General features: G+C 46.1%; 24 protein-coding genes. 4 read left to right on the forward strand and 20 right to left on the reverse strand.

From position 1 onward, the window contains the following. The first annotated feature begins 17 nt into the window (after positions 1-17). A complete protein-coding gene (gene dapA, locus ABIX36_RS14915; RefSeq protein WP_348082958.1) occupies positions 18-896 on the forward strand; it encodes a 4-hydroxy-tetrahydrodipicolinate synthase in 879 nt (292 codons plus the stop codon). Between the two features lie 229 nt (positions 897-1,125). Here dapA and ABIX36_RS14920 read toward each other — a convergent pair whose 3' ends face one another. From ABIX36_RS14920 to mraZ, 15 genes are all read right to left on the reverse strand, one after another. Beyond that, complete coding sequence (locus tag ABIX36_RS14920; protein WP_128531787.1) at positions 1,126-1,302, reverse strand: histone H1; 177 nt, start codon at positions 1,300-1,302, stop codon at positions 1,126-1,128. Between the two features lie 350 nt (positions 1,303-1,652). Then, the gene (locus ABIX36_RS14925) at positions 1,653-2,897 is read right to left on the reverse strand and encodes a pyridoxal phosphate-dependent aminotransferase family protein (RefSeq protein ID WP_348082959.1); all 1,245 of its coding nucleotides are present in this window, start codon (positions 2,895-2,897) and stop codon (positions 1,653-1,655) included. Between the two features lie 230 nt (positions 2,898-3,127). Then, the gene (ftsZ, locus tag ABIX36_RS14930) at positions 3,128-4,744 is read right to left on the reverse strand and encodes a cell division protein FtsZ (RefSeq protein WP_348082960.1); all 1,617 of its coding nucleotides are present in this window, start codon (positions 4,742-4,744) and stop codon (positions 3,128-3,130) included. Between the two features lie 164 nt (positions 4,745-4,908). After that, positions 4,909-6,255, reverse strand: a complete 1,347-nt coding sequence (gene ftsA, locus ABIX36_RS14935; RefSeq protein WP_348082961.1) for a cell division protein FtsA — start codon at positions 6,253-6,255, stop codon at positions 4,909-4,911. Positions 6,256-6,259: 4 nt separating this feature from the next. After that, entirely contained in the window at positions 6,260-7,495 is a 1,236-nt protein-coding gene (locus tag ABIX36_RS14940) for a cell division protein FtsQ (RefSeq protein ID WP_348082962.1), read from the reverse strand. Next, positions 7,488-8,843 (reverse strand): UDP-N-acetylmuramate--L-alanine ligase, encoded by a 1,356-nt coding sequence (gene murC, locus ABIX36_RS14945; protein WP_128531791.1) that lies wholly within the window; start codon positions 8,841-8,843, stop codon positions 7,488-7,490. The genes ABIX36_RS14940 and murC overlap by 8 nt, the downstream gene beginning before the upstream one ends. 92 nt (positions 8,844-8,935) lie before the next feature. Next, entirely contained in the window at positions 8,936-10,090 is a 1,155-nt protein-coding gene (gene murG, locus ABIX36_RS14950) for an undecaprenyldiphospho-muramoylpentapeptide beta-N-acetylglucosaminyltransferase (RefSeq protein WP_348082963.1), read from the reverse strand. A gap of 152 nt (positions 10,091-10,242) precedes the next feature. Beyond that, entirely contained in the window at positions 10,243-11,445 is a 1,203-nt protein-coding gene (locus tag ABIX36_RS14955) for an FtsW/RodA/SpoVE family cell cycle protein (RefSeq protein ID WP_348082964.1), read from the reverse strand. A gap of 109 nt (positions 11,446-11,554) precedes the next feature. Beyond that, positions 11,555-12,949 carry a UDP-N-acetylmuramoyl-L-alanine--D-glutamate ligase gene (murD, locus tag ABIX36_RS14960; protein WP_348082965.1) on the reverse strand — a complete coding sequence of 465 codons (1,395 nt, stop codon included), beginning with the start codon at positions 12,947-12,949 and terminating at the stop codon, positions 11,555-11,557. 69 nt (positions 12,950-13,018) lie between these two features. Then, a complete protein-coding gene (mraY, locus tag ABIX36_RS14965; RefSeq protein WP_348082966.1) occupies positions 13,019-14,260 on the reverse strand; it encodes a phospho-N-acetylmuramoyl-pentapeptide-transferase in 1,242 nt (413 codons plus the stop codon). A 195-nt stretch (positions 14,261-14,455) separates the two neighbouring features. Next, entirely contained in the window at positions 14,456-15,919 is a 1,464-nt protein-coding gene (locus ABIX36_RS14970) for a UDP-N-acetylmuramoyl-L-alanyl-D-glutamate--2,6-diaminopimelate ligase (protein ID WP_348082967.1), read from the reverse strand. Then, the gene (locus ABIX36_RS14975) at positions 15,916-18,018 is read right to left on the reverse strand and encodes a penicillin-binding protein (protein ID WP_348082968.1); all 2,103 of its coding nucleotides are present in this window, start codon (positions 18,016-18,018) and stop codon (positions 15,916-15,918) included. Before ABIX36_RS14975 ends, ABIX36_RS14970 begins: the two co-directional genes overlap by 4 nt. Then, complete coding sequence (locus ABIX36_RS14980; RefSeq protein ID WP_348082969.1) at positions 18,015-18,428, reverse strand: FtsL-like putative cell division protein; 414 nt, start codon at positions 18,426-18,428, stop codon at positions 18,015-18,017. Before ABIX36_RS14980 ends, ABIX36_RS14975 begins: the two co-directional genes overlap by 4 nt. Next, positions 18,425-19,327: a 16S rRNA (cytosine(1402)-N(4))-methyltransferase RsmH gene (rsmH, locus tag ABIX36_RS14985; RefSeq protein ID WP_348082970.1), complete on the reverse strand. Its 903-nt coding sequence runs from the start codon at positions 19,325-19,327 to the stop codon at positions 18,425-18,427. Before rsmH ends, ABIX36_RS14980 begins: the two co-directional genes overlap by 4 nt. Further along, complete coding sequence (mraZ, locus tag ABIX36_RS14990; protein WP_348082971.1) at positions 19,320-19,781, reverse strand: division/cell wall cluster transcriptional repressor MraZ; 462 nt, start codon at positions 19,779-19,781, stop codon at positions 19,320-19,322. Before mraZ ends, rsmH begins: the two co-directional genes overlap by 8 nt. A 135-nt stretch (positions 19,782-19,916) precedes the next feature. Between mraZ and ABIX36_RS14995 the strand changes: the two genes are divergently transcribed. Continuing rightward, the gene (locus ABIX36_RS14995) at positions 19,917-20,360 is read left to right on the forward strand and encodes a hypothetical protein (RefSeq protein ID WP_348082972.1); all 444 of its coding nucleotides are present in this window, start codon (positions 19,917-19,919) and stop codon (positions 20,358-20,360) included. Between the two features lie 515 nt (positions 20,361-20,875). Further along, positions 20,876-21,700 carry a formyltetrahydrofolate deformylase gene (gene purU, locus ABIX36_RS15000; protein ID WP_348082973.1) on the forward strand — a complete coding sequence of 275 codons (825 nt, stop codon included), beginning with the start codon at positions 20,876-20,878 and terminating at the stop codon, positions 21,698-21,700. 157 nt (positions 21,701-21,857) lie between these two features. Here the strand turns inward: purU and ABIX36_RS15005 are convergent, their stop codons facing one another. The 3 genes from ABIX36_RS15005 to ABIX36_RS15015 form a co-directional block, all read right to left on the reverse strand. Continuing rightward, positions 21,858-22,292 (reverse strand): hypothetical protein, encoded by a 435-nt coding sequence (locus ABIX36_RS15005; RefSeq protein WP_348082974.1) that lies wholly within the window; start codon positions 22,290-22,292, stop codon positions 21,858-21,860. Positions 22,293-22,349: 57 nt separating this feature from the next. Then, on the reverse strand, positions 22,350-22,772 hold the full coding sequence (locus tag ABIX36_RS15010; RefSeq protein ID WP_348082975.1) for a hypothetical protein: 423 nt from the start codon (positions 22,770-22,772) through the stop codon (positions 22,350-22,352). A 68-nt stretch (positions 22,773-22,840) separates the two neighbouring features. Continuing rightward, positions 22,841-23,263 (reverse strand): VOC family protein, encoded by a 423-nt coding sequence (locus ABIX36_RS15015; RefSeq protein ID WP_348082976.1) that lies wholly within the window; start codon positions 23,261-23,263, stop codon positions 22,841-22,843. 58 nt (positions 23,264-23,321) lie between these two features. On the opposite strand from ABIX36_RS15015, the gene ABIX36_RS15020 reads away from it, so the two are divergent. Further along, positions 23,322-23,687, forward strand: coding sequence for a DUF1304 domain-containing protein (locus ABIX36_RS15020; protein ID WP_348082977.1), 366 nt, complete (start codon positions 23,322-23,324; stop codon positions 23,685-23,687). A 1-nt stretch (position 23,688) separates the two neighbouring features. On the opposite strand, the gene ABIX36_RS15025 is transcribed toward ABIX36_RS15020, so the two are convergent. After that, positions 23,689-24,774, reverse strand: coding sequence for an acyltransferase (locus tag ABIX36_RS15025; protein ID WP_348082978.1), 1,086 nt, complete (start codon positions 24,772-24,774; stop codon positions 23,689-23,691). Between the two features lie 93 nt (positions 24,775-24,867). Beyond that, entirely contained in the window at positions 24,868-25,245 is a 378-nt protein-coding gene (locus ABIX36_RS15030) for a DUF2314 domain-containing protein (protein ID WP_348082979.1), read from the reverse strand. Positions 25,246-25,296 lie beyond the last annotated feature (51 nt).

Consider the following 25,296-nt stretch of genomic DNA (forward strand, 5'->3'; position numbering starts at 1 on the left):
ATCCTTTTATTAAAGCTATGAACAGATTTTACGGGACAGGGGTGGCAATGGTAACTCCTTTTCAGGCCGACGGGCAGGTAGATTATCCTGCACTCGAAAGGCTTATCGACCACCTTATTGGGGGTGGTGTTGAATATTTAGTATCGTTAGGTACAACCGGCGAAAGCGCTACTCTGAATAAGGACGAGAAGAAGCAGGTTTTTGCCTTTACCGCCAAAACCGTAAATAAACGCGTGACCCTAATTGCGGGTATAGCAGGTAATAACACTTTAGAGGTTGTTGCCGAAATTAAAGCATTTGATACTACCGGTTACGATGCCATACTATCGGCCAGTCCGCATTATAATAAACCAACCCAGGAGGGAATTTATCAGCATTATAAGGCCATAGCAGAGGCATCGCCCCTGCCGGTTATTTTATATAACGTACCCAGCCGCACGGGTAGCAGCGTAAGCGCTGAAACCACTGTTAGGCTTGCAAAGGATTTCGCGAACATTATAGGCATCAAAGAAGCGTCGGGCAATTTCGACCTGATGAATCAACTGATGCGCGATAAGCCTGCGAATTTCCTGCTGATCTCGGGGGATGATCCTATTACCCTGCCTATGATAGCCATGGGTGCTGTTGGTGTAATATCGGTTACCGGCAATGCGCTACCAAAACAAGTATCGGATACAGTAAGACTATGCCTGCAAGGCGATTTTAAAGCCGCGCAAGCCGGCCACTATGGTTTAATTGAATTTACCAGGCTTATGTTTAGCGAAGGCAGCCCGGCCGGTGTAAAATCGGCCCTGAAAACGCTTGGCGTTTGCGGCGATACTTTGCGCCTGCCGCTGGTGCCGGTGAGCGACGCGACTGTTGATAAGATTAGAGAACAAATGGAGTTGATTGGATAAAAAGGTCATTTTTTTAGCCACCACGTAAAATGACGAAGTCCCCCAAACCATCCTTTTACTGTTCACGACCTGCAGGTGAACACCGTTAACATTTGCACACCGCTCATAATCAGTAGTTTGAAAATTCCGCGTTGGTGTCAATATAGCGCCACCAACTTTGTTAAACAAAAAACCCGGCGTAATTACACCGGGTTTTTTAATGAAGTAAACAATTTTATCCCGGGGGAGATTACTCTTTGTTTTTAGCTTCCTGAACCTCCAAACGAATAGCCTGGGCTAAGTTCTTAAGGTCCTGCATACCTTTACGAACACGAGTGCCTGCCGCGCTGTTACCCTTGTTATAAAATTTGTCGGCATCAGCTTCGAGGGATGCAACCAGCTCTTTTACTTCAGTAAATTTTTTCATTGTGAACTTCTTTTAAATTTTGAGGTTTATTGTTTTAATTAAAGCTAATCTAAAAGGATTTTTTTTAAATAAAAACTTTTAAAGTATAAAAATAGCGCCTTAAAAGTGGTTTTTTTCCACAATTTTATCGCGCAACGATTGCAAAATAAGATAAAGATCACATCAAAAAAAAGCCGGCCCTTGGTTATTAGTTAAAAAATCCGGCCTGCAATTAACCAAAAAATAATTAAATTACCCAACACCATATTCTTCTAAGCGCGCTGGCGAATCCCATCTAAATTATATAAAACAAGAGGCCCCGCAGAACTACGGGGCCTCTTAAATATACAGGGCTAAATAGGGCGTTATGCTTACGCTATAGCCATTTTATTCTCTTTGTAATAACCAGCTTTCAATTTCTCCGCAACTTCGCTGAATGCATCCAGCGTACGCTCCACATCGGCCAGGGTATGCACGGCGGTAGGGATCAAACGCAATTCTATCAAACCTTTAGGTATAACCGGGTAAACTACGATAGAGCAAAAAATGCTATAGTTCTCGCGCAGGTCCATGGTAAGGCTGGTGGCTTCGTTCAGTTCGCCTTTCAGGAAAACCGGGGTCACCATGGTATCGGTGATACCGATATCGAAGCCATGTTCTACCAACCCACTTTGCAGGGCCCGGGCTATTACCCACAGCTGCTCGCGCAGTTCGGGGTTTGATTTCAGCAATTCAAAACGCTTTTTTAGGCCCAGCACCATTGGCATAGGCAATGCCTTTGCAAAGGTTTGCGAGCGCATGTTATAGCGCAGGTAATTGATGATCTCGTTATCAGACGCTACAAAAGCGCCAATGCCTGCCATTGATTTGGCGAAGGTGCCAAAGTATACATCCACACCTTCAATACAATCCTGCTCCTCGTGCGTGCCGGCACCGGTTGGGCCCATGGTACCAAAACCATGCGCGTCATCAATTAGCAAACGGAAGTTATATTTTTCTTTAAGCGCAATAATCTCTTTAAGTTTACCCTGCGCACCCGACATGCCGAAAACCCCTTCGGTGATCAGCAGGATACCGCCACCGGTTTGCTCGGTAAGCTTTGTGGCGCGTTCCAGCTGTTTTTCGCAGCTTTCTATATCGTTATGCTGGTATACAAAACGCTTGCCCATGTGCAGGCGAACGCCGTCTACAATACAGGCGTGAGATTCGGCATCGTAAACAACAACGTCGTTACGGTCTACCAATGCATCTATTATCGATACCATGCCCTGGTAGCCATAGTTCAGTAAAAAAGCTGCATCCTTGCCCACAAACTCAGCAAGGTTATTTTCCAGCTCTTCGTGGTGTTTGGTGTTACCGCTCATCATACGGGCACCCATTGGGTAGGCCATGCCGTAATCAGCAGCGGCTTGCGCATCGGCCTGGCGAACTTCGGGATGGTTGGCCAAACCAAGGTAATTATTAAGGCTCCAAACCAAGTGCTCTTTGCCATTGAACATCATGTGCGGATGTATCTCCCCCTCCAGGCGCGGAAACGAAAAATACCCGTGCGACCATTTCTGATGCTGCCCTATAGGGCCGCCCATGTTTTTATTTATTTTATCAAACAGATCCAAATTGCAAATCCTTTAATGGTAATTATATTTTATTGCAAATATACCCATAAAACGCCCCCTATCAAACGTTATTACTTTTTATGATAGTTTATAACGAAGGGGTTCATGGATGATGGTTCATTGTTCATAGCGAAGAATTATGGTGGATTATTGGGAAAGGCTGGAAAAGGAAAAAGGCCCGAATATCGAGCCTCTTTCCTTATTATGAACTATGATCCATGAACCAAAGACTAATCTACGTTATCGTGCAGGAAAGAATTGTTGTTCTTTATTTCTGTTTTGCCGTCGCTATCGGTCATTAAAGAGAATCGTGAGATCTGGCTTTCGTCAGACTGCGGGGTTTGCTGCAGCGCTACTTCCTTACGTTTGTAAGCGGGTACGTTCTCCATCTCCTGGATGTTGCCGTTACGCAGTTTCATGCTCAGGTCCTTTAAGCGCATGATGCGCTCGCGCGATTTACGCAGCTGCTCCTCTATCGATTCGTCAGTTTTGTTTTCGTCGGCGTTTACAATAGGTTCAGGCTCTGGCTCTGGTTTCCTTTCTTCCATAACAGGCGGCGGGGTAAAATCCATCACCGTTTCGGTTATTTTAAAGGTAAAGCCCGAATCATCCTGTGGCTCATCGGCAATTTCTTCCGGCTCTTCTTCGGTTAGGTTAAAACGTACAACTTCGCGCTGCTCGGCTTTATCCTGCTCTTCTGCTTTCGCAAACAGATCGAACAAGCCGGTTTGCTTAGGTGCGTCCTTCATTTTCATGAAAGGCTGGCCTGCCATTTCAGCATCAGGTTTTACAGCATTGATAAACTCGTTTACCGGCTTCACCATTGGCGCAGGCTCGGGCATTAACATGCTCACTACCTTTTTGTTGCTATGCTCTTTTTCGCGCTCGTCCTTGGTTTGGAAACCGGTTGCAATAATGGTAACCGATAAAGCTTCGCCCAAGTTATCATCCTTACAATTACCCCATATCAGGTCGGCAGCCAAACCGGCTTCTTCCTGTATGTAATCGGTAATTATGGTCACTTCATCCATGGTCACTTCGTTTTCGCCCGAAGTAATATTTAACAGGATGTAGCGTGCGCCTTCAATTTCGTTATCCTTTAACAACGGAGACGCCAAAGCACCTTCAACCGCTTTTAATGCGCGGTTCTCGCCATCGGCAGTACAGCTCCCCATTATGGATACGCCACTGTCTTTCATAACGGTACGCACATCCTTAAAATCCACGTTGATATAACCCGGCAGCGTGATGATCTCGGCAATGCCTTTCGCGGCAGTTGTTAAAATATCATCGGCCTGGCCAAATGCCGAACTCATGGTTAAGTTACCAAAGATCTGGCGCAGCCTGTCGTTAGAGATCACCAGGAACGAATCCACATATTTCTTCAGTTCTTCCATACCCTCTTCGGCCTGCATACGGCGGCGTTTGCCTTCGAATGAGAACGGCGTGGTGATGATGCCTACTGTTAAAATATCCAGTTCGCGCGCGGCTTTGGCAATAATAGGGCTTGCGCCCGTACCGGTACCACCGCCCATACCTGCTGTAATAAACAGCATTTTGGTATTAGAGCCGAGCATCTGTTTAATGTCGTCGATATTCTCGATTGCCGAGTTTTTGCCTACTTCGGGTATTGAGCCCGCGCCCATACCTTCGGTTAAGCTTGCGCCCAATTGTACCTTATTGGGGATGGGGCTAAGCTCCAATGCCTGCGCATCGGTGTTACATATAATGAAGTCGACACCCTTGATACCTTGCCTGTACATGTGGTTAACAGCGTTGCCGCCACCACCGCCAACACCAATTACCTTGATGATCGCCGATTTTTCCTTTAACATCTCAAACTGCATAATCCTTGTTTTTCAGTTGTTTGTGGATTGATGATTAGATAGAATTCCTTAATGTAATGATAGGGGTTTTTCCACAGGGTTTTTCCACAAATGTGCACAATGTGGAAAAGTTAATTATTGTGAATAAAAATTAACTCACTTAGGTAAACCCTCAGGCGCCCTGCCTATTTCAAAAAGTCCTCGTCTTTTATATCATCCTTAATAAATTTCTTACCTGATTCTAATATTTTGCCCAGCAGACCAAATTTGCGGTCGTCGGTATACTTCGCTTTTTCTATTTTGGCTGCTACCGGTGCTGCCTGCGTAATGCTGTTGTACTCCATCTTCTGGATCCCTTTTATCAGCAGGCCTATGCCTGTCGCGAAGGTTGGGCTTTGCAGTTCCTCATATATATTCTTTGGCAGGCTTTCGTTTTTGGCAAGGTGTTCGTTAGGGTAACCTATGCGGCAATCTAACCCGGTTACAAACTCTATCAGCTGGGTTAAGTGCTTTAACTGGGCACCACCACCTGTTACTACTATACCACCAATCAGTTTCTTTTCGTAGCCGGATGATTTTATTTCATAGTAAACATGCTCTATGATCTCTTCCATACGGGCCTGTATCACAAAGGCCAGGTTTTTAACCGAGATCTCTTTTGGTTCGCGGCCGCGTAAACCCGGTACACAAACTATTTCGTTCTCTTTATTCTCCTCTGCCAGTGCCGAACCAAACCTTACTTTTAGTTGCTCTGCGATGTTGCGCATAACCGAGCAGCCTTCGCGGATGTCTTCGGTAACGCTGTTACCACCGAATGGAATAACTGCGGTATGGCGAATGATGCCTTCGTGGAAGATAGCCACATCGGTAGTACCACCACCAATATCAACCAATACAATGCCGGCCTCTTTTTCCTCGTCGCTCAAAACCGATTCCGAAGATGCCAATGGCTCCAGGATCAGTTCCTGGCTTTCCAGCTGTGCCTTGGTAACACACTTTACAATGTTTTTAATTGCCGTAACCTGGCCAGAGATGATGTGGAAGTTTGCTTCCAAACGCACGCCTGCCATGCCAATCGGGTCTTTGATACCCGGCTCGCTGTCTACCGTAAATTCCTGCGGCAACACGTGGATGATCTCCTCGCCCGGGGGCATCACCAGGTTGTACATGTCCTCAACCAGTTTATCTATATCCTTACGGCCAATTTCGGTGTTCAGGTCCTTACGGGTTATCAGCCCGCGGTGTTGTAAGCTTTTTATATGCTGCCCCGCAATACCCACGTTCACTATCCTTATCTCCACGTTTGATTGCGCGCCGGCCACATCTACTGCCTGGGTAATACCCTGCACCGTTTTATCGATGTTTGATACCACGCCGCGCGTAACCCCCGCCGATTCGGCTTTGCCTATACCCAGCACTTCAATTTTGCCGTTTTTACTGCGGCGACCAACAATAGCACAAATTTTAGTAGTGCCAATATCCAGCCCCACTACAATTGGCGAACTTTTTTCTTGCGTTGAACTTTTGTCCATATTGTTATTTTTTAATAGATGTCTTTTTATCGGTTTTCTTCTCTGCGGCTTTCTTTACCACCGGTTTGCTTGTTGCCGGTTTCTTGTCTGCCTTTTTTTTGTTCTCTGCCGGCTTATCCGCTTTTGTTGTGGCGGGCTTACGTGCCGGCTTTTTACTTGCCACGTAACTGGCAATTACGTCCTCCGCTGCCGGGGGCGTATGTGCAACGGGTTTTGGCGTTACCGGTTTTGGCGTTACGGCCCGGTGTACAACAGGCTTTGGTTCCGCTGTTTTATGTTCTGCCGGCTTTACCGCAACAGGTTTAGCTTCGGCAGGTTTTTCGTCTGTAACGTTATCCGCCTTGTTAACGATGGATTCTGTAATAACCGGTTCGCTTTTTACCCTGTTCATTCGCACTGCACGTACAGAGTCTTCTGCGGCGCGTTTGGCCTTTTCCTTTACCGTATTCAGGGAATCTACCAGGGTTTGGTTTTTAACGCCTATTACCTGGTTGTTGTATTTAATGTTGATGACTTTATAAGCATCCCAACCTACCATAGGCAAAGCCTTTTGGTAAAATGCTTTGAGGTTGCCAAAGCGCAGTTCCAGTGAATCTGCCGTTCCCAGTAAGATCCGTTGGTTACCTACCCGGGGGATCAGCTCTATCTCATGATCTTTGTTAATATAGATCTGTGCTATCTGCGCATCCCAAAGCGAATCGTTACGGATAAAATCGGCCGTTTTGAAAAGGTCTCGGGCTAATGCGGTGTGCAGCGAATCTACCTTGTTGGCAAAAAGCTCATCTATAAAACCGTTGGCTGCAATTACCCTCGCGGTAAAGTTTTGCGATAGCGGCATCTTTAAACCATGCTGATCAACGTAAAAATCCTGGTCGAAACGGTTCATCACCCTTAATATGGGCTGGCGCTGGCTTACTTCAACCTGTATCACACCATCCATATCGGCATAAACCTTGGCAAACTCAATAAAAGGGTTGTTTTTCAGTTTTGTTTCCAGGTCGTGCAGGTCTATAGTTTCTATACGGCGGCCAATAAGCGTATGGCTGTCCATTTGCAAAATATGGTCAACCTCCTGCCTGTCTATAAAGTAATGACTACCCGGTATGTAAACCTTAATGGCCGAGCAAACCACCTCATTTTTTTTAATGGATATGAAACTCATCAGCACCACCAAACCGGCCAGGCTGAGTGTCCAGCCTAATCCAATTAACAATGGTTTCCAAATACGTTTCTTAAACATGTTGTAATATCTCTCTTAATGGGTTTACCAATGTATCTATATCGCCTGCGCCTACGGTCAACAACAGCTCAGGTCTTTCATTTTTGATGATACCGAGACTCTCCTGTTTGCCTACAAGGCGCTTGTTTTCCAGTTTCATCAGGTTCAGCACCATATTGCTGTCTACACCCGGTATTGGCAGCTCGCGGGCCGGGTAAATCTCCAGCATCAAAAGCTCATCGGCCATATCCAGCACTTCGGCAAAGCCGTCCACAAAATCGCGGGTGCGGGTAAATAAATGCGGCTGAAACATCACCGTTAACTTCTTATCCGGGTAGAGCCTTTTTACCGATGTAATGGCCGCCCGCAATTCTTCGGGGTGGTGAGCATAATCATCAATATAAATATGCCCTTCGTTTTTTACAATGTATTCGAACCTGCGCTTTACGCCTTTAAACGAACCCAAGGCTTCGCGGATGGCATCGCCCGAGATCTCTAACCTTAACGATGCTTCGATAGCGGCTACCGCGTTCTCTATATTGTGCAAACCCGCTATACCCATCCTGATGTTTGGGATGGCGGTTGAACCGTTATCAAAATCGAAATGGAAGTTGCCCTCTTCGATACGGATGTTACTGCCCATCGCGCCGGCTTCGCCGTTTACGGTGTAGGTAAAACCTTCGGCCAGCGGCAGGCCCTTTTTATAGATGAGCACACCGCCCGGCTTTATCTGCGAAGCAAACAACCTGAACGATTCTTCGAGGTGCGAGTGGTCTCCATAGATATCCAAATGATCGGCATCCATAGAGGTGATAATGGCGGTATCCGGACTCAGCGTTAAAAACGACCTGTCGTACTCGTCTGCCTCAACTACTACAATATCGTTTTTTCCATACAGCACATTGGTGTTGTAGTTGGATGAAATACCACCCAAAAAAGCCGAGCAATCTTTGCCCGAATCTTTCAGGATATGCGCTATCATGCACGAGGTAGTGGTTTTACCATGGGTACCTGCCACCGCTATGGTGAACATGCCCCTGCTGATGATCCCCAATACCTGCGAGCGTTTCTGCAGATCGAACGCTTTGGTTTTAAAATAATTCAGAATTTGAGAATCCTTGGGGATGGCCGGCGTATAGATCACCAATGTGCCGTCGCAAGGCTGCTGAAAACTCATGGGGATCCAATCCAGCCTGTCCTCAAATACTACCCGGATACCTTCGTTATGCAGGGCATCGGTTAAGGGGGTGCTGGTTTTATCGTATCCACATACAACACAACCCAAATGATGGAAATAGCGCGCAAGGCCGCTCATGCCTATGCCGCCTATGCCTACCAGGTAAACCCGCTGTATGTTTTTTAATTCCATTGTCTTATTTCTTTAAAAACCTCTATTCTCCAATCAACTATTCACTAACCATAAAAAAGGCTATCCCCGCGTTCTACGGGGATTAGCCAGATCTAATTGTTGTTTGTTATTTGGATAACCTCTTTCGCGATAACCTCATCGGCATTTGGCATGGCCAGCCTGCCAATTTTATCGCTTAATTTCTTTTGTAAACTTTTATTGTTCAACAGTTCTAATGCTTTATCAACCAGTTTTGCTTCGGCATCGCGGTCGGCCACAAACGCGGCGGCATCTTCTGTTACCAGGGCCAAGGCGTTTTTGGTTTGGTGATCCTCCGCCACGTTTGGCGATGGCACCAGTATCACCGGTTTTTTGATCACACACAATTCGGCAATAGTGCCCGCACCGGCGCGAGAAATGATAACATCCGCAGCGGCAAAGGCCAGATCCATACGGTTTAAAAATTCTACTACGCAAATGTTTGGGTGAATATTATCGCCCAGTTGCTCTTTAATGCCTTTGTAATAAAACTTACCCGTTTGCCAGATCACCTGTACATCAGCCTTGATAATTTTATCGAGCCCGGCCATGATGCTTTTATTTAGAGTGCCGGCACCGAGGCTGCCACCAGTGACCAGTATCGTTTTTTTGCGGGATGAAAGCTTATACAACTCCAGCGCCTGCATGTGCTTGCCCGCAATATCTACCGATTCCTTACGGATAGGGTTGCCGGTTTTGATAATGCGTTCTGCCGGGAAAAATTTGTCCATGCCATCAAAGGCAACACATATCTTTTTGGCTTTTTTACCCAGCCATTTATTGGTGATACCCGCGTAAGAGTTTTGCTCCTGTATTAAAGTTGGGATGCCCATAACCGAAGCCGCGTACAATAACGGACCCGAAGCATAACCACCCACGCCTACACAGGCATCGGGCTTAAAATCTTTAATGATCTTAACGGCCTTGCGCACGCTACTGATCAATTTTATTGGGAACATCAGGTTCTTCATGATGGATTTACGCTGGAGCCCCTGTATATCCAACCCAATAATTTCGTAACCGGCAGCCGGAACTTTTTCCATTTCCATACGGCCGCTGGCACCAACAAATAATATTTCGGCGGCAGGGTTTAGCTTTTTCAAGGCATTGGCAATAGCAATAGCCGGGAAGATATGCCCCCCTGTACCGCCGCCGCTAATGATGACGCGGAGCCCCCCAGCCCCCTGAAGGGGGAGCTTTTGATTAGTACCGTTGCCTTGCGTTTTCATTTTTTTGGATTCCACCGATTATTTTTTGTGATTTCACAGATTACTCTGATGATTTCAACGATTTTATTTTGATCCTTTTCTTTTATTCCCTGTCTCTAATTGTCCCCCCTTCTAACTTCTGCTCCCCCTTCAGGGGACTGGGGGGGCTTCCACTACGCTTCCCTTATCTCTCCTACTACCACTTTCTTTGGTTCATCAATATCGCGGCTTACGGATAATATAATACCGAAAGCGATACTGGTAAACAATATGGATGTACCGCCCATACTCACCAATGGTAACGACACACCGGTTACCGGGCCTAAACCCACGGCCACCGCCATGTTGGCAAATGCCTGTATGGTTAAGCTAAAACTTAAGCCTGCCGCCAGCAGCGCGCCAAAGGCTTTCGGGGCCTTGGTTACTATTTTTATGCATCGGTACAGCAGGAACAGGTATATGCTGATCACTACGATACCGCCAAACAGGCCGTACTCTTCTACTATAATGGCGAAGATCTCATCGGAGAACGCCTCCGGCAGATAGTTACGCTCGGTACTGCGGCCCGGTCCTTTACCAAAGAAGCCGCCCGTTGCAATGGCAATTTTGGCGTGATTCCCCTGGAAAAGTTTGTCCTTATCGGCCAGTTCGGGGTGAAAGAACGCCTTTACCCTGGATATGTGTGTTGCACGTCGAGACCCTAAGAACAGCATCGCCGTTAATAAGAACATCCCTGCTACGCAAACAACGGCTATCTGCTTTATGCTGATACGCCCCATAATAAGCAGCAAAATGCTTACGCCAAACAGCATCAAACCGGTTGATAAGTTGGCCGGCCCAATGAGCGCGAATATCACACACACCGACCCCATGATAGGGATGAAGGAATTTTTTACATCCTTTATATTTTCCTGCTTACGCGATAATATGCGCGCCAAATAGGTGATCAGTGCCAGCTTGGCCAGATCGGAAGTTTGGAAGCTAAGCCCCGTACCCGGTATAGCCAACCACCTGCTTGCGTGGTTAATGTGCGACCCAAAGAACAAGGTGAACAACAGCAACGGTATGGTAACGATCATCAGTATTTTAGAGATGCCGGCATAGTAACGATAATCCAGCCTGTGCGAAATGTACATCAATATAATACCTGCAATGATCATGAACATGTGCTTCATCAAAATAGACTCCACCCCCACGCCCCTGGTGTACGCCAGCGTACCAATTGAACTATATACCGCCAGCATAGAGATCATCGACAGCATAATGACGATAAGCCATATCCAGCGGTCTCCCTTTACGTTACTGAGTATAGCGCTCAGCCCCCCAGCCCCCTGAAGGGGGAGTTTTTGATTTGCTTGATTGCCTGTGGTATCCATTACCTCTTCCTGTTACTTTACGCTTTATCTTTCTTCCAATTTTATAAATCCGAAATCGAAAATCCGAAATCCGAATTTTGTTCCCCCTTCAGGGGGTTAGGGGGCTCCCCTACAGCTCCTTCACCGCGTCCTTAAACTGCCTGCCCCGGTCTTCGTAGTTCTTAAACAGGTCGAAACTTGCGCAGGCCGGTGATAGCAATACGGTATCTCCTTTTTCTGCTAAGTGGTATGCTATTTGGGCAGCTTCTGATGCCGAGCCGGTGTTTACAATTATTTCGGTATCATCTTCAAAAGCATCGTGGATGCGTTTATTGTCTTTACCTAAACATACAATGGCCTTTACCTTTTGCCTGACCAGCTCCTTAAGCATACTGTAATCGTTGCCTTTGTCTACACCACCTAAGATCAAAACAACAGGGCTGCTCATGCTTTCCAGCGCGTACCAGGTAGAGTTTACATTGGTAGCTTTGGAATCGTTGATGAAGGCAATGCCCGAAATTTTGGCAACAAACTCCAAACGGTGTTCTATATTGCGGAAATTCCCCATGCTTTCGCGCATTGTTTCGTTGCGCAACTCCAGCACTTTTGCTACAATACCCGATGCCATTGAATTGTAAAGGTTGTGTTTACCCTGCAGGGCCAGTTCGGTGATAGACATTTGAAAATGTTGTTGGTGTATGTTTATGACAATATTGTCCTTATCGAGATATGCTCCCGTTTCAATCGTTTTTTCTATGGAGAACGGCATCTGCTGCGCGGCTATGGTTTTACCCTCCATTACTTTCAGTGTTTCGGCATCGTCTGCGCAGTAGATGTAATAGTCTGCCGCGGTCTGGTTCTGCGTTATCCTGAACTTGGATGCCGCGTAATTCTCCAGCTTGTAATCGTACCTGTCCAGGTGGTCGGGTGTGATGTTTAACAGCACACTTATATCCGCCTTAAATTGGTACATGTTATCCAGCATAAAGCTGCTTATCTCCAGCACATAGTATTCAAAGCTCTCGGTGGCAACCTGGTAAGCAAAGCTTTTGCCTATGTTCCCTGCCAGCCCAACATTCAAACCACCATTCTTCAGAATATGGTAAGTAAGGCTTGCGGTAGTTGTTTTACCGTTACTGCCTGTGATGCAGATCATCTTAGCATCGGTATACCTCCCTGCAAACTCTATCTCGGATATCACCGGGATGTTCGCCTCTACCAGTTTCTTCACTACAGGCGCCTTATCGGGTATGCCCGGGCTTTTAACTACCTCAACCGCGCTTAAGAGCTCCTCGTAAGTATGGCCACCCTCTTCAAAGCGAATGTTCCAGTCCTGTAGTTGCTTTTTGTAGTTATCCGCTATCGCCCCAAAATCCGAAACAAAAACATCATAGCCCTTCTGCTGGGCCAGGTACGCCGCCCCAACACCGCTTTCGCCAGCGCCGAGGATAGCAAGGCGCAGAGCCCCCCCCGCCCCCTGAAGGGGGAGCTTTTGATTGGCTGGGTTGTTGTTCGGCGTTTGCATTGTTCTTTTATCCTTTGTCTTTCAATCCTTATTCTAATCCTACTCCCCCTTCAGGGGGTCGGGGGGCCTCTAACGAAGTTTCAGCGTTATCACCGTTATAATGGCCAGCATGATACAGATGATATAAAACCTCGTTACGATCTTGCTTTCGTGGAAGCCCTTCTTTTGGTAATGGTGATGCAACGGTGCCATTAAAAACACCCTGCGGCCTTCGCCGAAACGTTTCTTTGTCCACTTAAACCAGCCGACCTGTATAATTACCGACATGTTCTCTACCACAAAAATTCCACACAGCACAGGTATTAACAATTCCTTACGTATCATGATAGCGAATACCGCTATGATCCCGCCAATGGCCAAACTGCCCGTATCGCCCATAAATACCTGGGCAGGGTAAGAGTTGTACCATAAAAAGCCAACGCATGCACCAACAAACGCGCCGGCAAAAATTACCAGCTCTCCTGAGTTGGGGATATACATGATATTGAGATAGTCGGCTATCAGCGTATTACCGGACACATAGGCCAATATGGCCAGCGTAAGCCCGATAATGGCCGACGTCCCCGTCGCCAGTCCATCTATCCCGTCCGTTAGGTTTGCCCCGTTGGATATGAACGTAATAATGATGATGGTAAAGAACATAAATACCACCAACGCGTAATGCTCGTAACCCGGACCAATAAATTTCAGCACCTTGCCGTAATCAAACTCATTGTTCTTGTAGAATGGCATGGTGGTTTTTGTACTTTTAATATCCTGCGTAAGTACCTGCTTATCGCCACGCATGTGAAAATCAACCGGCACATCATATTTAACCGGCAGCTTTACTTCCTGGCGCATGGTAATGCCGCTGTTGAAGTACATAGTATACCCGATGAACACTGCCAACCCAACCTGCCCGGTTATTTTAAACCGGCCTGCCAGGCCTTCTTTGTTCTTTTTGAATACCTTGATATAATCGTCCAGAAAACCGATAGCACCCAACCAAATAGTGGTTACCAGCATCATAATGATGTAGATGTTATCCAGCCGTGCGAACAGCAGCGTTGGTATAAGTATCCCTGCTAAAATGATGATACCGCCCATAGTAGGCGTACCCGATTTTTGCATCTGCCCTTCCAAACCCAGGTTACGCACCGTTTCGCCAACTTGTTTAAAGCGCAGGTAATCTATCAGCCTGCGGCCATAAACCGTAGTAACCAATAACGATACAATTACCGCCATAGCCATCCTGAACGTGAGGTATTGAAATACCCCCGCTCCCGGGATACTGTAATTTTTATTTAAATAGCTAAACAGGTAATATAACATGCGCGTCGCTTGATGTGCAGATATGCCGATGTGCGGATGTGCGGATGAAGGAAATATTATCTCCCAACTACAGTCCCCGATATGCTTATTTGCGGTTTATGTTTAAATTATCGTTGTTTATATTAATCGGTTATTCTCTATTCTCAATTTTCTTCTTTTCTCATCTGCACATCTGCATATCCCCGCATCTGCACATCAAGAGCTCATCTCCTTAAATTGAGCTAAAATCTCTTCCATATCATCAAAATGGTTCTTCACGCCGTTGATGTCCTGGTATTTTTCGTGGCCCTTGCCTGCCAGCAGAATAATATCTCCGGGCTGGGCAAACATGCAGGCGGTTTTTATAGCTTCTCTTCTATCCGCAATGCTCACGGTATGTCTTTTAAACGCCGGGTCGATGCCTGCTTCCATATCCTTAATGATCTGGGCCGGGTCTTCGGTACGCGGGTTGTCTGATGTCAGGATCACCTTATCGCTCCATTCGCTGGCCACTTTTGCCATTATGGGGCGCTTGGTTTTATCCCGGTCGCCACCGCAGCCTATCACGGTAATTACCTTTTCTTTTCCCTTGCGAATATCGTGTATGGTGCTCAATACGTTTTGTACAGCATCCGGCGTGTGGGCGTAATCTACAATGCCTATCACCTTGTTTGGCGCTACAATGTATTCAAAGCGCCCCTCGGCACCGGTTAGTTTGCTTAGGCTTACCAGCACTTTGCTCCTGTCCTGCTCCAGCAATAAAGCCGCAGCGTAAACTGCCAGCAGGTTGTAAGCGTTAAAGGTGCCTACCAGCTTAAACCAAACTTCGTCGTTATCTATATTTAAAAGCAAGCCACCAAACTGGTTCTCAATTATGCGTGCCCGGTAATCGGCCATGCTTTTCAGGCCATAGCTTTTCTTATGTGCCGATGTATTTTGCAGCATAACGTTGCCATTCTTATCGTCGCTATTAGTTAGTGCGAAAGCGCTCTTTGGCAGATTATCAAAAAATGTCTTTTTCGCCTTCAGGTAGCTATCAAACGTTTTATGGTAGTCGAGGTGATCGTGCGTTAAATTCGAGAAGATACCTCCCGAAAACTTCAGCCCTTCTATGCGGTATTGTGCTATAGCATGCGAGCTTACTTCCATAAAGCAGTAATCGCAGCCTTCATCAACCATACTGCTCAGCAACTCGTTCAGCGCAACCGGGTCTGGCGTGGTATGGGTACTTGGGATAACCCGGCCGTTCACCTGGTTCTCCACCGTAGAAAGCAGCCCGCATTTATAGCCCATATCCCTAAACAGCTTATAAAGCAGTGTAGCAATAGTAGTTTTACCATTAGTGCCGGTAACCCCTACCAGTTTTAAGTTTGATGACGGGTTCTCGTAAAAATTAGCAGCAAGCGTACCCAGGGCTTTTGCCGAGTTGTTCACCATTAAAAAATCAACCTCCGTAGCGGTATGGGCAGGGAGCTCCTCGCAAATAACCGCTACAGCGCCATCTTTCATGGCCTGTTCTATATAATCGTGCCCGTCTACAACGGTGCCTTTTAAAGCTACGAACAACGCACCCGGCACTACTTTGCGCGAGTCGAACACTACGGCAGATATCTCCACATCGGCACTACCCTGTAATTCGGTAAATGCTACCCCTTCCAACAAATCGCTCAAATATCTCATTGCAGTTCTATTGTTATTTTAGACCCTTTTGGTATTTGGCTGCCCCCTGTAACCGACTGGCTGTTAACCGAGCCGCTTCCACGTACCGCAACTTTATAGCCCGCGTTACCCAAAACATATAGCGCATCGCTCAAGCCCATCCCGGTAACATTTGGCACCGTGCCGGCCTTCACTTTATTTTCCTCAAAAGCAATCCCGTTGCTGGTGTCTACGCCATTTGCAACCGCATTTAGCGATGCATACAACGGCTTAACGCCCAATTGCCCGTAAACCTGTTTCAAGGCCCTGGTGTTGCCCTGTTTAGTTTGCGGTAAAGTTGTATTGCCAACATAACGCACCGGCGGATGCTCTATCCCCAGGCTGCTGGCGTAAACTTTTTCGCAGATCTCTTTAAATGCCGGCCCTGCTGTTGAAGCAGCGTAGTAGCCGTTCTTAGGGTCGTTTATAACAACGATGAGCGAATACTTTGGATGATCTGCCGGGAAATACCCACAGAACGACGACTGGTACTGTTTTTTGCCTTTATAACCATTACGGCCATCAGCTACCTGCGCGGTACCCGTTTTACCGGCTATCCTAAACAGGCTGCTTTTTACATTGGTTTTACCGGTACCTTCGCTCACAACGCCTTCCAGCATCTCCTGCATTTTTTTCAGCGTAACAGCCGAGCACATTTTGGGGTTGATGGTACGCGCTTCAAAACGTTCAATGGTGTTACCCAATCGCCTTATTTCTTTTACAAAAATTGGCGATATGTACTTGCCGTTATTAGCAATAGCGTTGTAAAACGACAGCATTTTAAGCGGCGTTAACTGCATCTCGTAACCATAGGCCATTTGCGGTAAGGTCATATACTTGTTCCAACTCGCGTTCTTCGGGTTTTTCACCACGGGCTGCGCTTCACCGGGAATTTGCAGGCCAAACTTCTCGTTAAGGTGCCAGCTATACAGGTGATTGGTAAACTTAGCCTGGTTGTTGGTATAGTACCTGTTCACCAATGAGGCCACCGCAGCATTAGACGATTCCTCGAACGCCCGTTTTACGCTCACCGTACCGATACTCCCGTGCGAATCTTTTATAATATGGCTGTTGCCCGGGATCTTATAATTTTCGGTACTCACCAGGTTATTGGTATCTACCATTTTATCTTCCAGCAGCGCCATGTACGATGCCACCTTGAAGGTAGAACCCGGATCCTGGTTGCCGGCGATAGCATAGTTGAATTTCTCTTTAAATGAACCATCAGGCATTTTGGTATAGTTGGCCACCGCGCGGATCTCACCGGTAGCTACCTCCATTAAAATAACCGTACCGTGGTCGGCATCGCTTGTTACCAACTGCTTTTCGAGGGCGCTTTGCGCGATGTCCTGGAAATTAATATCGATGGTTGAAATAATATCCGCGCCTTCTTTTGGTGCTATATCATCGTCTTCATTCACAGGGATCCAAACGCCACCGGCAAGGCGCTGCTCTAAGCGTTTACCACTTTCGCCGTTGATATAGCTGGTGTAAGCCCCTTCCAGCCCTACGCCGTTTTTCACATTCTCGTTTTTGTAACCAATGGTACGCGCGGCCAGCGACTTAAATGGCAGGATGCGCTTATTTTGCGGCTCAACAATTAACCCGCCTTTGTATTTACCCAGGTTAAATACCGGGAACTTGCGGATATCCGCCAATTCGCGATAGCTCACTTTGCGCCTGATGAGTTGGTAACGGGACCGTTCTTTTCTCGCCTCGCGGAAGATCCTTGAATATTCTTTAGCTGGCCTGTCCTTAAAATAATTGGCCATCACCATCGATAATGAATCTATCTTCTCATCAAACACTTTGTCATCGGCAATGCCTGCCGCGGTCATATCCAAATGCAGATCGTACTCCGGCACCGAGGTGGCCAGCAAACTACCATCCGAGGAGAAAATATTCCCCCTCGCGGCCTCTACCGTTTTATACCTTGTGGAGTTTTCCTGCGCCATTGCTTTCCACTTGTCGCCCTGTGCTAATTGCACGCGGCACAGCTGAAAAATTACCGCACCCGCAAACAGGAGTATCAACCCAAAAGCCAGGTATACCCTTAGCAATATGTTAGTTCTTATACTCATTTCTGTTCACCCTCCTTTACTACAATTTTTTGCGGTGGCTGCTCCGGCGACCTGATCCCTAATGAATCCTCTTCCGCGCGTTTTGCCACTTCGGTTAACGTACTTTTAAATGCCAGTTCGGCCTTACTGCTTTTATACTCCCAGCTCAGCTCTTTTACCTGCTTGCCTACTTTATCAATATCGCGTATGTTATTATCAGATACGTGCCTCAACCCTATATACACCATGCACAAAAAGGCGATGTAAAAAACAAAGGGTAACGCGCGTGTAACATCCTCAGAAGTAACCACCCCGTTTTTTAAGAATTGCGTTAAAAAGTTATCGGGGAGGCCTTTTGATGGTTTCTCCTCTACAATAAGCTCCTGTTCGGCTTCTTCTTCCTGAATTTCTGTACGGAAACGGTTACTCATTTTTTTACAGCTATTCTCAATTTAGCGCTACGCGCCCTGTTATTTCCAACTATCTCTTCTGCCGATGCTACGATGGCTCCGCGGCTTACCGCATCAAACGGCCTGTTATTGTTACCATAAAGGTCCTTCTCCACCTCGCCGCTGAATTTGCCCTTGGCGATGAAATTCTTCACCAGCCTATCCTCCAGCGAATGATAAGACATTACCACCAGCCTGCCGCCAACCGCCAGCACTTCTGCCGATTGCACCAAAAAATCTTTCAGAGCTTCCAGTTCCTGGTTCACCTCTATCCTAAGCGCCTGGAAAACCTGCGCAAGGTATTTATTCTCCTTCCCCTTCGGGATGCGGTTGCTTATCGCGTTCTTCAGATCGGCCACGGTAACAATCGGGCCGTTAAGCCTTGCGGTCACAATAGTATTAGCCAGCGATTTAGCGTTCTGAATTTCGCCATACATCCCAAAAATGCGGTGCAGATCTGCTTCGCTATAGGTGTTTACCACTTCTTTAGCGCTCAGGTCGCTTTGCTGATTCATCCGCATATCCAGCTCCGCATCAAAACGGATAGAAAAACCACGTTCCGCCTGGTCAAACTGGTAACTGGATACACCCAAATCTGCCAGGATCCCGTCCACCGGAATTGCGCCATGCAAACGGCTGAAATTTTTCAGGTACCTGAAGTTTTGATCGATGAAAGTAAAGCGTTCATCATCAATCATATTTTGCTGTGCATCGGCATCCTGGTCAAAAGCAAGCAATTGCCCTTCTTCGCCAAGGTGTTTCATGATCTCGCGCGAGTGCCCACCACCGCCAAAAGTTACATCCACATAGGTGCCGTTCGGCTTAATAGCTAAGCCTTCAATACACTCGTGCAGCATAACGGGGGTATGGTAATTACTCATTTACTCGTTTTTTATTACCCATTACTTCTTCGGCCAGTTCAGCAAAATCCTCGGGCTCGTTGGCTATCATTTTCTTGTGCGCCACGCTATCCCAAACCTCAATTTTGTTCAGCATACAGGTAAGCACTATCTCGCTGCCAATGCCGGCATGCTCAAACAAATTTTTTGGAAGATTAACCCTCCCCGCGCTATCCGGTATCATTACTGTGGCACCGGCGGTAAAATACCGCACAAACTGTATGGCTTTCCTGTCGAATTCGTTAAGTTTGCTTAGTTCATCCAATTTTTTGTCCCATTCTTTTTTGGTGTATATAACCAGGTAATTCTCGAGGCCACGATTGATCACAAGACCCTCAGAGTCAGCTTCGGGAAGCTGCTTTTTGAGGCCCGCGGGGATCATCATCCGCCCCTTGGCATCCAGTTTACATTCGTATTCACCTGTTAAATAGGACATTCGTATTGGTTAACATTTTTAGTAATGTAAAAGTATAGGTTTTCTCCACTTTTTAACACTTTTTCCCACCAAAAAGTTTTCAACATTTTTTGGCCCGTTTTTTTCTATATTCGATTTCTGAAAACCTGGCCTTAAATGAATAAGAAACTAATACTAAGCTTGTTAGCAATTACACTGCTTACTACGTGCAAAAAAGAAAAAACAACTGAAATTGCTGTGGTTGGCACCTACAGTTTACATACGTGGGGACTCGGCACAGGCGCCACTTATAGTATCGAAAACACACCGTGCCTTGCAGATAATATGTTGATTTTAAGAGCAGATAATAGCTCCTTGGCGTTTTATAAAGGCACCTCGCCTTGCCAACCCACTTCGGCGCTCACCGTTGGCAGCAGAGATACCACCACAACTACCTGGCAGGTAAAACAGGGTAAATTCTACTTCAACAATAAACAAAAAGGCGAAATAACCACGGTAGATGGAACATTACAGATTACTATCCGCGACACTATAACAACGCCGGGTGGCGGTGGCGGAATAATTGTAGCTGTTTTTAAAAAGCAAATAGCGCCATTTTAACATTCCGGTGGTAGAGAGTGGGCGAATTTTGGGACGGATAATTTTGAAAGGCTTTTGAAAGAAATAACCTGAAAAAGTCCACGATGGTGGTAGGATGTGGGAGAAATTTGGCGAAAGCCTTTTTTGATTAAGAAGTTCAAGGGCTTTGTTGTTCATTCACATGATTTGCGTAGGCCGAAGTGCTCAACTTCGGTGTTCGAAACAAAGTGCAAATGTCCGCGTCGCGAGTTGACTCACCCCGCGGCACTTCGTGCGCGACCCTCTCTGCTTCGCAAAGAGGTTTAAAAAAACAAAAAGTTATGAGTTCATCCTCTTTCCGCTTGCGGAGAGAGGGTCGACAAGCGATAGCGTAGTCGGGGTGAGTCAAATATGCGAGCGTTAAGACACGAAAACAAAGGTTTCGAACACCCGGAGTATTTACCTGCCAATTATTACCCGATTAATTCTAAAAATTCGCTTAATTCGGGTACTGATAGATTAAGGGCGGGAGAAATTTAAATTAGAGTAATTTTCAGATGATCATAGTAATACAATGTGCCGACAGGATTGGGCTTGTGGCGGGCATTTCGGGTTTGCTTTCGCAAAAGCAATTCAATATTATTTCCATGCAGGAGCACGTAGACAAGGGCGAGCAGCTTTTTTTTATGCGCATTGAAGTGGATAAAACAAACGGTACCGCCCAGCTGGAAAAAGACCTGCTGCAAATACTGCCCGAAAGGGCCATAGTAAAAATAAACCCAGATATCGAAAAAAAAGTTATTGTGCTGGTAACCAAAGAGTACCATTGCCTGGCCGATATACTGGTGCGCAATTATTTTAACACGCTGGGCGCAACCGTACAATGTGTAATTGGTAACCACGCCACCCTGCAGGATATTTGCCGCCGGTTTGATATCCCTTTTTACCCGGTACTGTTTGAGGGCGATAATAAAGCTTTTGAAGAGAATCTTTTGGAGATAATTGGGCGGTACGAATACGACTACATAGTACTGGCTAAATTTATGCGGATCCTCTCGGCAGATTTTGTGGGGCATTTCGGCAAAAGGATCATCAATATCCACCACTCGTTTTTACCGGCTTTTGCAGGCGCCAGCCCCTATCGGCAGGCACACGAACGGGGTGTAAAGCTCATTGGCGCCACAGCGCATTATGTAACCGATCAGTTGGACGAGGGCCCCATCATCGCACAGCAAATTATCCCTGCAAACCACTCGCATACGGTGCAGGATATGGTGAAGGCCGGCAAAGAAATTGAGACCGCCGTATTAGCCAAAGCCCTTAAGCTGGTGTTTGACGACCGGGTATTTGTTTACAAAAATAAAACGGTGGTGCTGGAGTAGATGGAGCAGAAAAGCAATAAACAGTCAATTTTCTAAAACTCAAAAACAGGTATGAAAAGGCGCGCAAAAGGCGCGTTTTTTGCCGTTTTTTTTGATGAAAAAGCGCAAATTTCAGCAACTTTTTTGACGAAAAATTAGGCGTTTTACCCCTTTTACGCTATTCAAACACGATATCATCCGAGCCGGAGACCTTGCTCACATGGCAGTTACAACCGCCCGAAATTTTTATAATAGCCGACACGGTTTTATTGGTGACGGCGTTGGTGGCCGTAATTTTCAGGTCATCGCCATCGGTAGAGAGTTGCTTTTTATTGGCGTCGGTTACGAAAACGTACCTGCCTGCCTGGTTAACCATACTGCTCATCCCCTCGGCTAAAATAGCGGTGTTATTACGCTGGTTTACCACTTTTACATCTTTTACTGTTACAGCCTTACCTGCCTTATCAACAAAGTTTACGCTGAGCGTTACAAATTGCATGGTACACATTTGCCCGGTGGGGCAACCGCCGCCATTAATTTTTTTGCTGCACGCCGCAAAGCTGGTTACTACAGCTAAAAATGCTATCAGTTTGATGAGAGGGGTACGTATCATAAGTTTCGGCTTTTACGGGTAACGCAAAACCGCGGCAATTGTTGGCATTATTGCTTACTATTCAAACACTATCTTATCCGGGCCCGCTATTTTACTGATGTGGCAATCACATCCGCCCGATATTTTTATAATAGCCGAAACCGTTTTATTGGTTGTCGTGCTGGTTGCTGTAACCTTAACATCATCGCCATTGGTAGAAAATTCATCTTTGTTGCTATCGGTAGCGATGTAGTGCATATTGGGCGAGAAGCCCGGATCTATCGTATTCTTAGGCACAATCGCCTTACCTGTACGCTGGTTTATAATGGTGAGGTCTTTTACAGTAACGTTATCACCATTTTTATCGGTAAACATTACCCCCAACGACCTAAATTCCTGGGTGCAAAGCTGCTGGGCATCACAGCCGGAATTTTTATTCTCTTTACAGCCGGCAAAACCAATGGCGATAAGGCAGAACAGGGAGGTTATTTTATTGATCATAACGTATGTTGTTTTTATCCTATAACGCTACTCAACACACAAGTGTAACAGCTTACCTTTATTAATTTTTACAGCACCTGGTTAAACTCCAATCGTTCGCCATCGGGGCCGGTAATGTTGAAATATTTGCAGCCCCGCTCCCAAAATTGCAGAAATACGGGCGCTGGCTCTATAATATTAAAGCCTGCTTGTTTGATGATGGTATAAGTAGCATTAATATCAGAAACATCGAAAGCAACGTGATCTATGTGCCCGTTTCCGCGCGTTTTTATTTCGGCCAGTTCGGGCTCGGGCAGTTGGTAAAGCTCTATTATCATACTGTCCTGCTTCATCATTACACAAGTTCCGCGTTGCCTTTCGGAACCAAAACCGGCCCGCATCACGTTAGCAAACCCAAGTCGCTCGTAAAAGGCCTGCGAGTTATTGATATTGGTTACCGGGATGCCAATGTGCTGAATGGCGTTGATGGTGAGGTTTGTAGTTTTTTGCATAATGGCAGAATAAAAGGATATGCTGATTTTTTGTAATTTAGAAAAATAGACCAAATACATGAAACTTATTGCCCAGATAATAATAGCCTTAATCGCCGTTGAGCATATCTACATCCTATGGATTGAGATGTTCGCCTGGACCACCAAAGGCAAGGCCACCTTTAAATCCTTCCCGGAACATTTGTTTGAACCTACCAAAGCATTAGCCGCCAACCAGGGTCTGTACAATGGCTTTTTATCCGCCGGATTGATCTGGTCGCTGTTTATAAGCGATCCCACATGGGCTAAAAATGTGGCTACGTTCTTTTTGGGCTGTGTTGTAGTGGCGGGGCTATACGGCGGGCTTACAGCCAACAAGGGCATATTAGTGAAACAAATGCTGCCTGCCGTTCTCGCTTTGATTGCGGTGCTGGTGTGGATGTAAGCTAAACTTTATTAAGATTCCCTAACCGGCTAATTAACCGTTTGCCCATCTCCTGGAAAGGGATCTCAATTATTTTATAGGTGATATAAGCTAAAGGTGTGCTGATAGCCAGTATCACACAAAACCTTGCGGCCACATCGCCTACAGGGTTGGGGCTGTAAACGTTAAAGTGGTATTTAACCAGTAAATTGGCTACCAGTAAATGAATAAGGTATAAACTGTAGCTGATACGGCCTATCCAAACGGTTGCTTTGTTCACCAATAGCTTTAAAGGCAATTCCGACAAGCCATACGCGATAATAGCAAATGCAATTGCAAACAGGTAATGCGACTTAAATAGATTGCCACCCAACAGTTGAATGATTATAAAAGCCGCTATATAGCAGCAGCACCTAATTAATTTAGCCCCGTCTTCCGTGTTCAACGGTGTTTGCTTCAGGTGAAACAGGCATACCCCCATCAAAAACACCGGCAATTGCGAAATGATATTCTCGTAAGTGTAAACACCCCATAAAATGCCATCGTTAATAAGTGGGTGCCTAAACATGAGCGCGGTAACTATTTTGGCTAACACCATACAGGCAAGCGTAACGTTGATGGCGCTGTAAACCGACTTGATCCGGAAAAACAGCACCGGGAAGATGAGGTAAAATAAAACTTCTATTCCTACCGACCAGCCGCCCGGTACCGTTGAGTTTACCCAGTTTGGGTTTAATCCGTGTACAAAAAACAAGTTGGCTATAACCGATGATACCGGGGGCGCGTTTATTTTGATCAGTAAGATTACCCCGATGATAAAAATGTACAGCGGCGCTATCCTAAAAAAGCGCCTAATAAAATAGTTGCGCACGGGTTTCTGCTCGGTTTTTAATTTACTATTGAGCGAGAGGCAAAGTGTAAACGCACTCATCAAAAAAAACAAGGTAACGCCTTTATCACCGTTCGCTAAAATGGTATCTAAAACAGGTGGCAAACCATAGCTGCTTATCCCCGCGAAATAAGGATGCGAGTGGTGCATGATCACCAGCAATATGGCAACTCCACGCAACGCGTCGATGTATGCGAACCTCTTAGAGTCAGGTATCATTAATGTTCATTTCCAATCGGGATGGAAATATAAACCTTATTAAGCAATTTCATACAGAAGTAATGAACTTCTGCCAATGAAAGTATCATAACACTATTCTTTTTTGCCGTCTAAATACTTTGCCGAAAATGAGCCGGCGAGTAATTGGCCTTTGGTATTATAAACCGCCCAGTCTTCTATATCTTTTTGGTTGATTGTAAGCTGTTGCCCTGTTTTTATATTTTTAAGTTTGAAGGGCGAATCGATAAATATGGCTTTAAATGTACCGCTGCCATAGGAATACACCTGCGACCACATATGCTCGTGCTCACCCTTCTCAGCGAAGTCTGATTTAACAACCAACTGGTAATGATCTGCATCACGCCCGAATTTCTTTACCTGGTTTATAAATTCCTGCAAGTGCTTTTGCGCGGTGTCCTTCAACGCCAAAAACACTTTATCTCCGCTTTTAAGATTAACAGACTGGTACAAAGTATCATTTTTAACTTTTCGCTGTTGGCATAACGCAATCGGCCCGCAGAA

This window comes from Mucilaginibacter sp., assembly GCF_039925265.1.
In the GTDB taxonomy this organism is placed as follows: Bacteria; Bacteroidota; Bacteroidia; order Sphingobacteriales; family Sphingobacteriaceae; genus Mucilaginibacter.